Source organism: Alkalinema sp. FACHB-956, assembly GCF_014697025.1.
GTDB lineage: Bacteria > Cyanobacteriota > Cyanobacteriia > Leptolyngbyales > Leptolyngbyaceae > Alkalinema.
The window spans coordinates 18,498-32,813 of the sequence record NZ_JACJRC010000032.1 but is presented as its reverse complement, the minus strand read 5'-3'; the positions used below and the strand labels follow the sequence as shown (position 1 = coordinate 32,813).

Annotated in this window: 12 protein-coding genes; 4 read left to right on the top strand and 8 right to left on the bottom strand. The window is 49.4% G+C overall.

The annotated features are described in order from the left end of the window. Positions 1–10: 10 nt before the first annotated feature. Genes H6G21_RS22115 through H6G21_RS22095 form a run of 5 tightly spaced genes read right to left on the bottom strand, consistent with a single transcriptional unit; the run spans position 11 to position 4,046 of the window. On the bottom strand, positions 11–1,225 hold the full coding sequence (locus H6G21_RS22115) for a restriction endonuclease subunit S (protein ID WP_190576081.1): 1,215 nt from the start codon (positions 1,223–1,225) through the stop codon (positions 11–13). A 39-nt stretch (positions 1,226–1,264) separates the two neighbouring features. After that, the gene (locus H6G21_RS22110) at positions 1,265–1,615 is read right to left on the bottom strand and encodes a DUF86 domain-containing protein (RefSeq protein WP_190576079.1); all 351 of its coding nucleotides are present in this window, start codon (positions 1,613–1,615) and stop codon (positions 1,265–1,267) included. Further along, positions 1,599–1,907 carry a nucleotidyltransferase family protein gene (locus H6G21_RS22105; RefSeq protein ID WP_190576077.1) on the bottom strand — a complete coding sequence of 103 codons (309 nt, stop codon included), beginning with the start codon at positions 1,905–1,907 and terminating at the stop codon, positions 1,599–1,601. The genes H6G21_RS22110 and H6G21_RS22105 overlap by 17 nt, the downstream gene beginning before the upstream one ends. Before the next feature lie 22 nt (positions 1,908–1,929). Continuing rightward, positions 1,930–2,520, bottom strand: a complete 591-nt coding sequence (locus H6G21_RS22100; protein WP_190576075.1) for a Uma2 family endonuclease — start codon at positions 2,518–2,520, stop codon at positions 1,930–1,932. A 41-nt stretch (positions 2,521–2,561) separates the two neighbouring features. Further along, the gene (locus tag H6G21_RS22095; protein ID WP_190576073.1) at positions 2,562–4,046 is read right to left on the bottom strand and encodes a class I SAM-dependent DNA methyltransferase; all 1,485 of its coding nucleotides are present in this window, start codon (positions 4,044–4,046) and stop codon (positions 2,562–2,564) included. Between the two features lie 175 nt (positions 4,047–4,221). Between H6G21_RS22095 and polA the strand changes: the two genes are divergently transcribed. After that, entirely contained in the window at positions 4,222–7,128 is a 2,907-nt protein-coding gene (gene polA / locus H6G21_RS22090; RefSeq protein ID WP_190576071.1) for a DNA polymerase I, read from the top strand. A 217-nt stretch (positions 7,129–7,345) separates the two neighbouring features. On the opposite strand, the gene H6G21_RS22085 is transcribed toward polA, so the two are convergent. After that, positions 7,346–7,561, bottom strand: coding sequence for a chlorophyll a/b-binding protein (locus H6G21_RS22085; RefSeq protein ID WP_190576069.1), 216 nt, complete (start codon positions 7,559–7,561; stop codon positions 7,346–7,348). Between the two features lie 248 nt (positions 7,562–7,809). Between H6G21_RS22085 and H6G21_RS22080 the strand changes: the two genes are divergently transcribed. The 3 genes from H6G21_RS22080 (at position 7,810) to H6G21_RS22070 (ending at position 11,820) form a co-directional block, all read left to right on the top strand. Beyond that, positions 7,810–9,738, top strand: a complete 1,929-nt coding sequence (locus tag H6G21_RS22080; protein WP_190576067.1) for a GTPase — start codon at positions 7,810–7,812, stop codon at positions 9,736–9,738. 155 nt (positions 9,739–9,893) lie between these two features. Then, positions 9,894–10,271: a type IV pilus biogenesis protein EbsA gene (gene ebsA, locus H6G21_RS22075; RefSeq protein ID WP_190576060.1), complete on the top strand. Its 378-nt coding sequence runs from the start codon at positions 9,894–9,896 to the stop codon at positions 10,269–10,271. Between the two features lie 484 nt (positions 10,272–10,755). Then, positions 10,756–11,820: a DRTGG domain-containing protein gene (locus H6G21_RS22070; RefSeq protein WP_190576058.1), complete on the top strand. Its 1,065-nt coding sequence runs from the start codon at positions 10,756–10,758 to the stop codon at positions 11,818–11,820. Positions 11,821–11,873: 53 nt separating this feature from the next. On the opposite strand, the gene H6G21_RS22065 is transcribed toward H6G21_RS22070, so the two are convergent. After that, positions 11,874–13,088 (bottom strand): ATP-binding protein, encoded by a 1,215-nt coding sequence (locus tag H6G21_RS22065; protein WP_190576056.1) that lies wholly within the window; start codon positions 13,086–13,088, stop codon positions 11,874–11,876. Positions 13,089–13,827: 739 nt separating this feature from the next. Continuing rightward, positions 13,828–14,286 carry a response regulator gene (locus H6G21_RS22060; RefSeq protein ID WP_190576054.1) on the bottom strand — a complete coding sequence of 153 codons (459 nt, stop codon included), beginning with the start codon at positions 14,284–14,286 and terminating at the stop codon, positions 13,828–13,830. Positions 14,287–14,316: the final 30 nt, after the last annotated feature.

Sequence of the window (14,316 nt, the reverse complement as noted above, 5' to 3'; positions counted from 1 at the left end):
CCGAATGAGTTTAACGGGGCGGAACCGGCTGTAATTCTCCGCGAAAGGTACGTTGGAGAAGCGTGTTGAACAGAGCTTCGGATTCCTGGAAACTTGCTTGGGCAATCTGAAGGGTGTGGGTGAGTTGCCGTTGCCATTCACAATATTGTTGTTGCAATTCTAGGGGAGGACAGACGATCGTGATTGCTTTTACGTTGGATGCAGTAATCGTATTGAGTCCCGATGTTGTTTTCCCAAATTTTGTGAATTGCCGACGACCGCCTTCGCTGTTGAGATAGGTGCTGATGTAAGTGGGATCGGCGATCTTGGGATCGACTCTGACCCGAATCAGATGATTTTGATAGACACAAGTTTGCATGGAACCGTCCCAAACTGCCGATCGGCCAATTTCTTCAGGGTTTCCATGGCCTTCTACTAAGAGTAGATCGCCTTTTTCGAGTTTGATTTTTTGGAGTTCTTGGGGGGTGACTCGCATGGTTTTGAGATCCTCTAGGTGCAGCTGATCTCGGTACACATTGGCAACGCGCAAATAGGGTACTTCTAAAGGGTAGTCTTGCCGTTTGGGCGTGACGTGTAAGCCCTTCTGAATGCTAGCCATTTCCCCTAACGTTAGCCGATTCCAGCCTTTCGGCTTGGTAACGGAATCGCCGAATTGATCTAGAAAGATCGATCGCAGCAGGTCTTCCATTAATTGAATGGCCTGCTTGCGCTTCTGTCGCACCGCATGGGCCCGATCCAAAATGGCGACCATTCGCTGTTGTTCGGGCAGGGAAGGCAAAGGAAGGTGTAGGGTCTGGATTCCGCTGAGACTTAGATTCGCGATCGTACCAGTGACTTGTAACCCTTGAATCTGCTGAATTGCTGCTTCGGTGTTGAACCAATAGGATAAATAATAGGGATTAACTCCATCTTGCGGTCGAATAATGGCAACCGCTTGGTTACAGTTCATTGGGGGAGCCTCCGGTGGAACGACAGCGGTTCTTCCCACAGTTCCCGCGATCGAAACTAGTACGTCCTTGGGGTAAATGCGGGAGCGAGCTAGGGCTTCATCAGTCGTTTCATCAATGAAGAGAACATCGTCAAGGCTGATGTGATGATTGTGAATATTGTGAACTCGTAGGAATGGAATTCCAGTGTCAGAAAACCCATGACCGATCGACGTTGGGGTGGTTCCTTTCGTGATGACTGTCGCGATCGATCGTAGAGAAACATGTTGCCAATTCATTGATATATTTGTCTACTATGTCAACCGATCTAAATTTCTTTATTCGTTGATCTGAATTCTCTGAATTAGGGTTTCGATCTGGTCGTGTAGCTCTGGGATTTGATGGACAACCACATCCCAAACGATATCATAATCCACTCCAAAATAGTCATGAATTAACTTGTCTCGCATACCAGCCATTCGTCTCCAGGGAATGTGTGGATGCCTTTGCCTAAAATCTTCTGGTAAGTTTTTGGTAGCTTCGCCGATTACTTCTAAACTTCTTACAAAAGATCTTTGAAACGTTGCGTTATTGAGAACATCCTGTTTATTGAGCCCTTCACAGGTTTCCAGTAGATAAGTTGTTTCCTCTAGAATATGCAGTAAATACACCCTAAGGGAACGAGACATATTCCACCTCAGCGAGAATTTTATCTTTTAAATAAGGACTTAATGACTCTGGTGTTAAAAGATCGACTTTCCGCCCAAATAGCTCCTCTAAGAAGAAACATAGATCCATAAAGTTAGCAAACGTCTTCATTCCTGGCTGAAATATCACCAATACATCTACATCACTGACTTTGGTCATCTCATCGCGTCGAAATGAACCACACAATCCAAAACGATTCACCCCCAATTGTTGTAAGACTTGGTGATGATCCTCAACTAAGCGAATGACTTGCTGCTTATTCTCAACGCCCATTCTATCTCTCCTCGAACTGCTGTTATGTGCCAGATGCTAAAACCTGGGCTGCGGTCAATTGCTGGTTAGGCGCGAACTCTGCCAATAACGCCGATCGAATGGCCATTTCACCCTCAAACGTTGCGGTTTCATAGAGCCCCTCTATCCGCGTCAGGATGGTGACTCGATCCACGATCGGATCAACGATCCAATACTCCGCAATTCCCCGCGCTTCATACTGCGATCGCTTATAGCGATAATCCCGATCGATATTCTCCTTTCCCGGAGACACCACTTCTACGACTAACCGAGGAGGAGGCATCTCTAGTGTGACCGTCGATCGGGTGGCCCCAGCCAGTTCTGCCGCTAACTCTTCTGACAACACCATCAAATCCGGCACCCGCACTCCAACCCGCGCCCCCATCACGACCAACTCGGTTTTCATGGTTAAGTACTGGGGTAAGACACCGCACTGGGCTAAATAAATCATCAAAAACGTTGCAATCCGACGATTTCGATCGCTTTCCGGCGGCATAACAATTAATGCTCCATCTTCCAACTCATGCAGGGTTTCGGTGCCATCTTCGTAGGCCAAGAAGTCTGCTAACCCCATCGCAGTCATTGCAACTGTCATAGAAGCCACACCTCCAAAAGAACGGGCTACAGTTACCCCTATTATCCCAACATTTTTTCGATCGCATCGAGATCAGCCCGAATCTCATTCTCCAAGACCCGTAATCGGTTTAAAATCACCTGAGGTGCGTCGTAGGCCACGGCTTGATAGGGGGCCTCCCGATAGCGATTCATCGATAGGTCATAGCCATTTGCTGCAATTTCCCCACGGGACACAAAAAATGCTTTGCAACGGCGATCGGTCTGCTTTGCCGGGTCACGGGTTTGCCAACGGTGTAACACCTCCGGAATATCATTGTCTGCGGACGGTTGCCGCTTATCATCCAATGAAAATCCATCCGCCTGCATGTCATAAAACCAAACCCAATCCGTTCCTCCCTGGGATACCCCCAGCTTCGTAAACATTACGATCGCGGTGGATACGCCTGAATAGGGCTTAAAGACCCCTGAAGGCATGGAAATAATGCCATCCACCCGATGGTTTTCCAATAGCACTTTGCGAATCTCTTGGTGCGCCTTAGAAGATCCAAATAAGACGCCATCCGGCACAATGACCGCTGCCCGTCCCCCCGGCTTCAGCAACCGCAAAAACAACGCTAGAAACAATAGCTCCGTCTTGGTGGTGCGAATCGTTTGGGTCAGATTCTGGGCGATCGTGGATTTCTCGACTGAACCTTTGAACGGAGGATTTGCCAAAATCATCGTAAAGGCTTCCTGCACCCCCGCATGATCTTCTGCCAGCGAATCCTGTGCCTTGATGGTAGGATCTTCAATGCCGTGCAGTAACAAATTCATGCTGCTGATGCGGAGCATGGTTCCATCAAAATCGAAGCCATGGAACATGTCATGGTCAAAATGGGCTCGATGACTCGGTGTATTCAGTTGTAAATTTCCGGCTTGATCCCTCAATTTCTGCACGTATTCCGCTGCTGCGACTAAGAAGCCACCTGTCCCACAGGCTGGATCACAAATCGTATCCTGTATCCCCGGAGCCATCAGTTCCACCACCATCTGGATAATGTGGCGGGGGGTGCGAAACTGGCCGTTGGTGCCCGCTGTATTGAGTTTTGAGAGCATGTACTCATACAGATCCCCCTTCGTATCCCGATCGTCCATGGGAATTTGTTCAATTTGCTCCACCACCGCTGCTAGCAAGGCCGGAGAGGTGATCAAAAAAATGGCATCCTGCATATGTTGGGTGTAGGCTGTCTTGCTTGCCCCTTGCCCTAAGGTTTTCATCCACGGAAATGCCTCATCTCGGACAATCCGCAACATTTCTTCTGGAGAATTAAGATGCCTGAACTGTGACCAACGCAAATGCTGCTGTTCTGGGGTGAAAACAGGATGATCAATCGATCGACAAAGCGGCTCAGCCTTGCGTTCTTTGGCAAGTTCCAAATCATCTAACCGTTTCAGGAATAGTAAATAGGAAATTTGTTCAATGATCGAGAGGGGATTGCTAATGCCGTTGTTCCAAAAGGTTGTCCATAATTTATCAACTTTGGATTTCAACTCACCCGTGATCATTGGCCGTGCGTCTCCCTGATCCTGCCTACCATGCTACATTATCGTTTCAAAAACGTTTGAATCGTTTCAAATCGTCAGTCTCAGCTTCCAGGGAAGAACATCGCCTGATCTTCCCTTAGCCTGATACCCCCTCGCCTTATACAATGGAGGATGTTGATTTTTCTGGGTCGCACCGATGACTGCCTCTCCAAAACTGCTCCTTGTAGACGGACACTCACTCGCGTTCCGATCCTATTATGCCTTTGCCAAGGGTCGTGATGGCGGACTTCGCACTTCCACTGGAATTCCTACTAGCGTTTCCTATGGGTTCATCAAAGCGTTGCTAGAAACGATCGAAGCGGAAAATCCCGACTATATCGCGATCGCCTTTGATCTCGGGGGGGCCACCTATCGCCACGAGGCCGACGAGACCTACAAAGCCAACCGCGCGGAAACCCCCGAGGACTTTATTCCCGATCTGGATAATTTGCAGGAAGTCCTCAAGGCGATGAATTTGCAAATTGTGGTGTCTCCCGGTTATGAGGCCGATGATGTGATTGGCACCATGGCGCGCAAAGCCAGTGCGGAAGGGTTTCAGGTTAAAGTATTGAGCGGTGATCGGGATTTATTTCAACTGGTGGATGACGCAGGCCGCATCAAAATCCTCTACATGAGCACCACCTTTGGTAAAGCGACTCCGCCCCCCAAGGAATTTGGACTGGAGGAAGTCAAAGATAAAATGGGGGTTTTGCCTTCACAAATTGTGGACTTCAAAGCCCTCTGTGGGGATACCTCGGACAATATTCCGGGGGTGCGGGGCATTGGGGAAAAAACGGCGGCTCAACTGATTAATACCTACGGTTCCTTGCACGGGATTTATGACGCGATCGAACAACTCAAGGGAGCCGTCAAGAAAAAATTAGAAGATGGAAAAGACTCAGCGCTCCATTCCCAATGGATGGCTCAAATTCATCTCGATACTCCGTTGCCGGTGCAGCTTGAAGATTGTCAGTTACGCCCCTTTGACAGTCAGGCGGTGGAACGGGAAATGGAACGTTTGGAATTCCGCACGTTTAAATCCAAGCTGGAAAAGCTGCGGCAGCGACTATCGGGGGAGGTGAGTGAGTCTGCGGGTGTGGATTCTGGGAAGTCTGCAGCGAATCGTGCGAATTCGATCGACGATAGTTTTGACGATACTTGGTTCTTTAGCCCTGAGGAAACCGAAGCGGCAACTCCTCCGCCAACGATGAAGATTACGCCCTGGATTGTGGATACGATAGAGCAACTCAACGAACTAGTAGAACGGCTAAAACAACAGACGGATATTAACCTGCCTGTGGCTTGGGATACGGAAACGACATCATTGGAACCCCGCGATGCGGAATTGGTGGGGATTGGCTGCTGTTGGGCGGGAACCTCCGATGGGATGGCCTATATTCCCCTACACCACACCACAGGTCAAAATTTGCCGAAACACCAGGTGCTGGAAACTCTACGACCCATTTTGGAAAGTGCGGACTATCCCAAGGTGCTGCAAAATGCCAAATACGATCGCCTCATTCTGCGATTCCAGGGCGTTCAGTTGGCGGGGGTGGTGTTTGACACGATGCTGGCTAGCTATGTTATCAATCCCGAACAGAAACATGGACTGAAGGAACTGAGTGAAATCCATTTGGGGGTGACCCAGCAAAGCTATGACCAATTAGTTCCTAAGGGCAAAACGATCGCGGATGTGTCGATCGCGGCGGCAGCCAATTACTGTGGTGCGGATGTGTACACCACATTTCTACTACGAGCCAAGCTCCAGGAGCAATTACAACAGATTCCCAGCCTACGGAAATTGTTTGAAACGGTGGAACTGCCCTTAGAACCCGTATTGGCAGAAATGGAAACGATCGGGATTCGCATCGATAGTGGCTATCTGAATGAATTCTCTAAAACCCTAGAACAGGATTTGCAAAAGCTGGAAGAACAAGCACACCAGGATGCAGGACAGACCTTTAATTTGGGATCGCCGAAGCAACTGAGTGAATTATTGTTTGATCAATTGGGGCTCGATCGAAAGAAATCCAAAAAAACGAAAACAGGTTACTCAACGGACGCAGCAACGCTGGAGAAACTTCAAGGAGATCACCCTGTGATTGATGCCATTATTGAGCATCGCACTTTGTCAAAATTGAAATCAACCTACATTGATAAACTGCCTACCCTGGTGCGTACCGATACCCAGCGGGTGCATACGGATTTCAACCAAGCTGTGACGGCTACGGGGCGCTTATCGTCCTCGGAACCGAACTTGCAGAATATTCCCATCCGCACAGCTTTCAGTCGGCAAATTCGCAAGGCATTTCTGCCGAAACAGGGGTGGTTACTGGTGGGGGCGGATTATTCCCAGATTGAACTGCGGATTTTAGCCCACCTGAGTCAGGAACCGACGCTCTTGGATGCCTATCGCAATAACCAGGATGTCCACCGTTTAACGGCTACCTTGCTATTTGAGAAGGAAGAGATCACATCCGAAGAGCGGCGATTGGCGAAAATTATTAACTTCGGTGTGATCTATGGCATGGGTGCCCAGCGGTTTGCGCGGGAAGCCGGGGTCAAAGCGACCGAGGCAAAACGGTTTATCGATCGCTTTAACGAACGCTATCCCCGCGTGTTTGCCTACTTACAACAAATGCAACGGGACGCGATCGCCCAGGGCTATGTGGAAACGATTTGTGGGCGGCGGCGTTATTTCTCCTTCGGGAGTGATGTGCTGAAACGGTTACGGGGGGAAGATCCCAACACGATCGATTTAAGTCAGATTAAATTACGGGATCAGTACGATGCTCAGTTACTGCGGGCGGCGGCCAATGCACCGATTCAGGGTTCCAGTGCGGATATTATTAAACTGGCCATGATTCGGTTACATGAGCAACTAAAGCAGTATGACGCGAATTTATTGCTACAAGTGCACGATGAATTAGTGCTAGAAGTAGAACCGAACATTTGGCCAGAGTTACAGTCTGTGATCAAAAATACGATGGAGCAGGCGGTTGAATTAACGGTACCCCTCGTGGTGGAAATTCATGCGGGAGATAACTGGATGGAAACCAAGTAAGCCTAATACCAGTAGGCCGAGCCTGTGATCTATTTAAGTTACAAAAGCGATCGCAGAAAAGCGCAACAAAGAACAACAAAAAACTCGAGGCTTCCACCGTAACGATACTGAAGCCCCGAGTTTTCTATTGTTTATTCCACTACTGATCTATTTCACCCCGTAGTGATGTGCGATCAATGCAAAATGCAAGTATGAACTGAATCAACGATCAACCTAATTACAGTCCAGTCAAAAAGCCGACAACACCATGCCCCGTGACGATCTCTAGGACGATCGCAGAAATAAAACCAATCATCGCCAACCGACCATTCAGCTTTTCAGCATAGGCATTGAAACCAAACTGAGACTGGCCATTCTCAACGTAGGACATCTTCGGCTCGATCGCGAAGTTGTTCATTTTGCCTTGGTCGTCAATAATTCCACCGCTTCTCATGGGGTTTCCTCAAGATTTGTTTTCGAAGTGCTTCATATTCTTAACTTATCTTAATAAAGATATTTCGATTTGTAAAGAACTCCGAAATTTCGAGGGGGTATTCCCCCCATGACGGTTCGGGAAAATCTCCTCAACCCAGGCGGGACAAGCAATCCGACCTCTATTCGAGCGAGATACCATTTCCTTGATTAGACTGAAAGGCAGGCCCAAGGGCTGAACTGATTGACCTTTGCTTCTAGCTTTTTCCTATGGTGCGTTTGCAAACTTGGCAGTGGGGGGTTCTCGCTGCGCCGATCGCCCTAGTTCTGACCTTTCTGCTGATTGCCGCAGGTCTCCAAATCCACGCCTGGGGCCTCAGTTGGATCTGGGCAGTCATCGGCCTTCTCTTCGTTGGTTGGCGCTGGCTGTTGGTGAAGTGGACGCAACCCGCGTTAACCCAGGTAGAAGCCGCGATCGCGGAACTGTCCAGCCAATTGCCCCCCGTGGATGATTCAGCCCCGGCTCCGGCGATGGGAGGCTCCCTAGATAGCCAAGCAGACGCAGAACTCCGGCGAATTTTAGACGAGTCCCGCAGCGATCCCCCAGTGTGGCAGGACTGGAATCTATTTTGGCAACGCTGTCTCAGTTTGATTAGCGCGATCGCCCACCTCTACGCACCCCAAGCCAAGCAACCCTTGCTGAATATCTACGTGCCCCAAGCCTACGCCTTGCTGCGGGGGACGGTGGACGACCTCGATCAATGGATGCAAAAGCTCTCCCCCGTCTTGAATCAACTGACGATCGGCCAAGCCTACGAAGCCTACGAAATCTACCAGAAGTTAGCCCCCTCCGCCCGCAGGGTCTGGCAACTTTGGCAGTGGGCTCAATGGATCCTCAATCCTGTAACTGCTGCGGCCCGCACCCTCACCCAAGGCACGAACAACCGCGCCACCCAGGAGTTGATTGGCAACCTGGGGCAACTGCTGCGGGAAGCCACCCTGCGCAACCTGGCCCAACAGGCGATCGCCCTTTACAGCGGTCAACCTGCAACGGCCCTACCCGATACGCCCCAACCCGCCCTGCCCAAGGCCGAAACCCGAACGCTGAAGGAAATCCTGGCCCAAGCTAGCCCCCCGGAAACGGTTGCGCAGCAGCCCGTGAACCTATTGCTGGTGGGTCGCACAGGGGCGGGCAAGAGCAGCTTAATTAACACCCTGTTTGTAGAGCCCCAAGCCGAGGTGGATGCATTACCTAGTACCGATAGGATTCGGGACTACCGCTGGCAGGCTCCTACGGGGGAAACGCTGACCCTCTGGGATACGCCGGGGTATGAGCAGGTGCAGCGATCGGACTTGCGGGATCAGGTGTTGGAGCACGCCCAGGATTGTGATGGGTTGCTATTAGTGACACCTGCCTTGGATCCAGCCTTACAAATGGACTTGGAATTTTTGCAAGATCTACAAGCCGTTGCGCCGGATCTGCCGCTGCTGGGCGTTGTCACCCAGGTCGATCGCCTGCGGCCCCTACGGGAGTGGCAACCGTCCTACGACTGGCGCACGGGCACCCAACCCAAGGAAATCGCCATCCGCGAGGCGATCGCCTACCGTCGTGAAACCTTGCCCCTCCTGCAAGATATTTTTCCCCTAGTGACCCAGAGTACCGATCGCCCAGCCTGGGGGCTTGCAGATCTTTCCCAAGCGATCATCCAAGTTCTGGATCCTGCTAAACAATTGCGCCTTGCTCGGTTTCTCAATGACCTCGACAGCCGAAGTCTCGCTGCGGCCAAAATTATTGATCAGTACAGCTTCCAAATGACGACGACCCAAGGGTTAACGGCCTTTCTCAAAAGCCCCGTGCTCAATTTTCTCTCCACCCTAGCAACGGGATCTCCCGCCCTGGCTATTCTGCTAGCTGAAAAAATTCCGGTTGAGCAATTACCACTGGTGATTGGTAAGTTGCAGATGGCCTACGAATTGTATACCTTGCTGGCCGATCGGCCCAAAGCTCCTCCGGGGCCTGCCTTCGATTTACTAACACTCTGGCCGGTGTTGACAAATCCTGCGGGAACCGCCGATCGCAATGCCTGGGCCTTTGGTCATACTGTTGTGGAATATTGGACGGGGGGGCTGCCAGGGGAAAAATTGGCCGATCGCTTTACCCAGTTCCTCGATCGTGGATTGGTTATTCCCATGGGCTGAAATTCTTCTCAAAAGGGTACAAGTAGAAATATCCTGGGCAGAATAAGGTGAATTAAATTGAGCGGAGATAGAGGAATTTAATCTTTTTCCGAAATTTACTCTTCCTTTATCTATCCTGCGTTACGCTTGAGTTCATCGCCTGAATCCATAGATCCATGTCCATCGAGAAACTCCAACCAGCGCCTGCTCCTCAATGTGGGGTGTATGTTCCTTACTATCCCCAGACTACTAAAAAGCAAATTCTGCCCTTCGCGATTAGCCTGTATCAACGAGGCAGTTTAGAAGGTCAGCGAAATATTGAAGGGGCGGATAGTATCCCATTCATTGCAACTTGGAATGTCTCTTCTCTTCCCGCTGATCTCTGCCGCTGCCGCATCCAGTTTGATGGCAATGCAGAGTTGAGCTATGAAGTGATGATGGCCAATTTTGAGTTTGTTGACTTTTTGATTGAAGTCATTATGAACTTCAAACGCAGCCGTCTAGCAGACTTTTCCCAAGGGTTCTACCGTAAGCTCCTGCGCATTGAGGACTAGGTTCGTTGACAACTAGGTTCGTTGACAACTAGGTTCGTTGACAACTAGGTGCATTGAGAACTCAGCTGAGTAGATCGATGCTGTCCGTGGGTGAGGATCGCTGGGGGGAACGGTTGCTGGGGGTTACACCTTCAGTGCAAGAGTTATCCCTCTGGCGCGACAAGGGTTACACCTTGCGCGAAAGGATTGCAACTATAGCGCAAGTTGAACGGTCAAGCAGAATATATCTATCCAAAAGCATATCCATCCAAAAGCATATCCATCCAGGGAGGGGCATTGGTCATGGGCCTAAGCTAGGAACTAGCAAGTTAGGTGTGACGGTACCCCTTTTTGTTGTCTGTTTTGTTTTCTGGTTGCCTGCATTGTGTTTGCTTGTTTGAGGTCAACCCGAAGGGAATCATCGTCCTCTATACTACTTAAAATGCATTGTTTAAAATGCATTGCTTAGACGCATAGGATCGGAATCTGCATGGGAAGCGAGGACGTGGCAAAGTCCGCAAAATATCTGGTTGTGGGTTCTCTAGAAGCCTACAGTGGTAAATCGGCTGTCATTTTAGGGGTTGCGCATCAATTACAAGCCCAAGGGCTAGACATTGCCTATGGCAAGCCTCTGAGTGGAGACATTGGCAATAGCGAAGATGAAGATGAGGATATTCCGTTTATTCCGGAAACCCTGAAATTGGCGGACGATCGCGTCCAACCGACGGTACTCAACCTCAATGCAGAGCGGATCGCTCACCGACTGGGGGCCAACGATCGTCCCCCTTACTTGGCTCAATTGCAGCAGCAGTGCGTTGCGCAGGAGGGAGACTTAGTCATTCTAGAAGGCCCCGGATCGTTGGATGAAGGGCGTTTGTTTGATTTCTCCTTGGGGCAAATGGCCAATGCGGTGGGGGGCACAATTTTGCTGGTGGCCCGGTATCACTCTATTCTGCTGTTAGATAATTTGTTGGCGGCGAAGCAGCAACTGGGCGATCGCTTGTTGGGGGTCGTGATCAATGACGTGCCTAGTAAGCAGTGGACGACGGTGACGCAACAAGTCAAACCCTTCTTGGAGGCGCAGGGCATTGCAGTGTTTGGCATTCTGCCCAGTAGTACGCTGCTGCGCAGTGTGAGTGTGGCCGAGTTGGTGCACCAGTTGAAGGCGGAAGTCCTGTGTCGGGCCGATCGGTTAGATCTGTTAGTAGAAAGCTTGACGATCGGGGCGATGAATGTCAACTCTGCGTTGAAATATTTCCGTCAAGGTCACAACATGGCGGTGGTTACCGGGGGCGATCGTACGGATCTGCAACTGGCTGCCTTGGAAACCTCAACCCAATGCCTGATCCTGACAGGACATCTTTCGCCAACTAAAGAAATCCTAGCCCGTGCAGAGGAAATGGAGATTCCTATTCTCTCGGTGGATTTGGATACGTTGACCACGGTCGAAATTATCGATCATGCCTTTGGGCAGGTGCGGCTCCATGAACCCATTAAGGTGGAGTGTGTCTATGAAATGTCTGCCGATCATGTCGATTGCGATCGCTTATTGAAAGCGCTTAGAGGCTAGATCAGGGGCTCCTGCTTGCGCTCCCCCCTACGGGGGATGATTGCAATCAGAATTTATGGAACTTCACGGGTTTCACTCACTTGATGTCTTTCAGAGGCGGAGCTTGGCTGGTTGAGGGGGAGCGTAATGGTGACGGTTGTTCCAACATTCAGAGCGCTGGTAATCTCAATGTTTCCTTGCAGAACATCTACACAGCGTTTCACAATCACTAGCCCCAGTCCAGTGCCAGTAATCCCCTTGGCATTACTGCCCCGATAGAAGCTTTCAAATAAATGACGCTGGGTTTCTTCAGAAATTCCAATCCCTGGATCTTTCACGCGGAGGATGACTTGATCGGCCTGGTAGGTTAACCCCAATTGAATCACACCGCCTTGGGGGGAATATTTAATTGCGTTGGACAGCAGATTGGTGCAAATATGCCAAAGTAAATTGGGGTCTGTAAACACGCTGACGGAGTCGCCCGTGATGTCAAACCAAATCGAGTGCAGGCGATCGTCTAAGCTTTGGGAGATGGTTTCTATAATTTCACTACAAAAATCCTCCAGATCTACGACAGCCGGATTACACCTTAAGCTCGTGGCTTGCACTTGGCTCAACAGCAGAACATCGTTGACCAGGTAAACGAGTTGCTCCGTAGCGGATTCAATTTGGTTGAACCATTTCTCCACATTGTTTTCCAGGGTGTCCGGCAAAAGTTGTCGGACAATTTCCATGCCGTTCCGGATGACGCCTAGGGGGTTCCGAAATTCATGGGACACCATCGCGACAAAGCTGGATTTCAAGTGATTTAACTCTTGCTCCCGCTCTAGGGAATTGCGGGTACATTCTTCACTGTATTTAAGTTGACTCAACAGGTTATTGCGCTCGATCGCAAACCGGATGGTTCGGAGTAACCATTGTGGCGTGACTTGATCCTTGACGAGATAGTCTTGGGCTCCTTCTCCAACGGCTTGTAATGCAATCGTTTCATCATCTAATCCCGTTAAAACAATCACCACTGCGTTGGGAAGGGCCATGCGAAATTGCTTGAGCGTGTCTAATCCAGTTGCATCAGGTAGCCCTAAATCTAGCAACACAACATCAAAGGTTCGCTGCCCTGGGACGAGATTAGAGTAGTTGCAATAGGTGTCGATCGCGTCTTCCAGGGTTTGGACTTCAACTAACTTCCAGGTATCCTGCTCTAGCCTCCAAAATACGCGACGGAAAAGGCTGGCATCTGCTGGATTATCTTCAACTAGAAGAATATTGATAGCGTGTGATTGTGTCATTCCAGAGCCTGAATCAATAAATTGCCACTCAAACGAGTGATATAAACTCCGTCAGATATTCGAAGCCTTGCATTAATTTGTGGGCTAGATTGGGCAATCACTCTCAGTGGGGTGATTGGTTTTGAATGAAATCATCTATTCCATCCTGACTCATCAGCCTGTTGGCCGCAGAATGCAAATACGAAAACTGGATGCAGCCCAGTCCAACTGAATTCAGCGTCACTAGCCCAGTATAATGAGCCCAGTAAATAGCCCAGTGTAACTAGCCTAATGTGACTAGCTCAATGCGACTAGCCCAGCATCTCCAGGGATTTTTTGAGTGTATTTGACAGGTCAAAATTTCTCATAGGTACAACCTACAATTTTTGCGACTCACTTTACAAATCAATCAGAGTGATTGCCTAATTGCAAATTGGGTGTTACAGGTATTCAAGTGTCCAATATATCCAACTGATTTGTTGACTAGGATGGCTGATTAGAGTGCGAATTACAGGACGCCGTAGTGAATAGTTATATATACTTAGATGATTTTGACTAGACTAAGTACCATAACCACTCAATATTGTGCCCTATAATTTCCTTTGCTTATCATCAATTTTTTGCTACAACAATTCTCATGTCTGCCTAGCGAGGCAATCTGTTGGCTGCAAGGCTGCAATCGTAGAGCCTTCATAGTCCAGCTTTCACGATCGACGGTCATGATAGATTCCGTCACGGGAGATCTATCGCGGTAGATCTATCACGGTAGATTAGGGAGCTTGACAATCGTTAACCAAAAATCGTTAATTAACCGGATGACTTGAATAAACTGATGAATGTCTACAGGTTTGGTAATGTAGCAATTAGCACTCATTTGGTAAGCAGCTAAGATATCAACTTCGTTGTCCGAAGTCGTTAAAACGACCACTGGAATGTGGCGCAGGTGTGGATCGGTCTTAATGGCTTCCAGGACTTCCCGTCCATCCATACCCGGTAAGTTTAAATCTAGCAAGATAATATCTGGGAGCGGTCGCTGACTGTACTCACCCTCTTGGTGTAAGTAGGCCATTGCAGAATCACCGTCTTCGACCCAATGGATATGATTGTTGAGTTTCCCATTCTCTAGATTACGGATTGTCAGGTTTGCATCACTCGGTGAATCTTCAACGAGTAGAATTTCGATCGGACGCCCCATGGAGGGATGCTGGCTGGAGGACATGGCGAAAACTTGTAAAGTAAGGATCTGGAG

Excerpts from the sequence above, each read along its gene's own strand:
- ebsA (WP_190576060.1), top strand. The coding sequence starts at position 9,894 with ATGTCCATCGAGAAACTCCAACCAGCGCCTGCTCCTCAATGTGGGGTG.
- H6G21_RS22115 (WP_190576081.1), bottom strand. The coding sequence starts at position 1,225 with ATGAATTGGCAACATGTTTCTCTACGATCGATCGCGACAGTCATCACG.
- H6G21_RS22095 (WP_190576073.1), bottom strand. The coding sequence starts at position 4,046 with ATGATCACGGGTGAGTTGAAATCCAAAGTTGATAAATTATGGACAACC.
- polA (WP_190576071.1), top strand. The coding sequence starts at position 4,222 with ATGACTGCCTCTCCAAAACTGCTCCTTGTAGACGGACACTCACTCGCG.
- H6G21_RS22105 (WP_190576077.1), bottom strand. The coding sequence starts at position 1,907 with ATGGGCGTTGAGAATAAGCAGCAAGTCATTCGCTTAGTTGAGGATCAT.
- H6G21_RS22085 (WP_190576069.1), bottom strand. The coding sequence starts at position 7,561 with ATGAGAAGCGGTGGAATTATTGACGACCAAGGCAAAATGAACAACTTC.
- H6G21_RS22060 (WP_190576054.1), bottom strand. The coding sequence starts at position 14,286 with ATGTCCTCCAGCCAGCATCCCTCCATGGGGCGTCCGATCGAAATTCTA.
- H6G21_RS22065 (WP_190576056.1), bottom strand. The coding sequence starts at position 13,088 with ATGACACAATCACACGCTATCAATATTCTTCTAGTTGAAGATAATCCA.
- H6G21_RS22110 (WP_190576079.1), bottom strand. The coding sequence starts at position 1,615 with ATGTCTCGTTCCCTTAGGGTGTATTTACTGCATATTCTAGAGGAAACA.
- H6G21_RS22080 (WP_190576067.1), top strand. The coding sequence starts at position 7,810 with ATGGTGCGTTTGCAAACTTGGCAGTGGGGGGTTCTCGCTGCGCCGATC.
- H6G21_RS22100 (WP_190576075.1), bottom strand. The coding sequence starts at position 2,520 with ATGACAGTTGCAATGACTGCGATGGGGTTAGCAGACTTCTTGGCCTAC.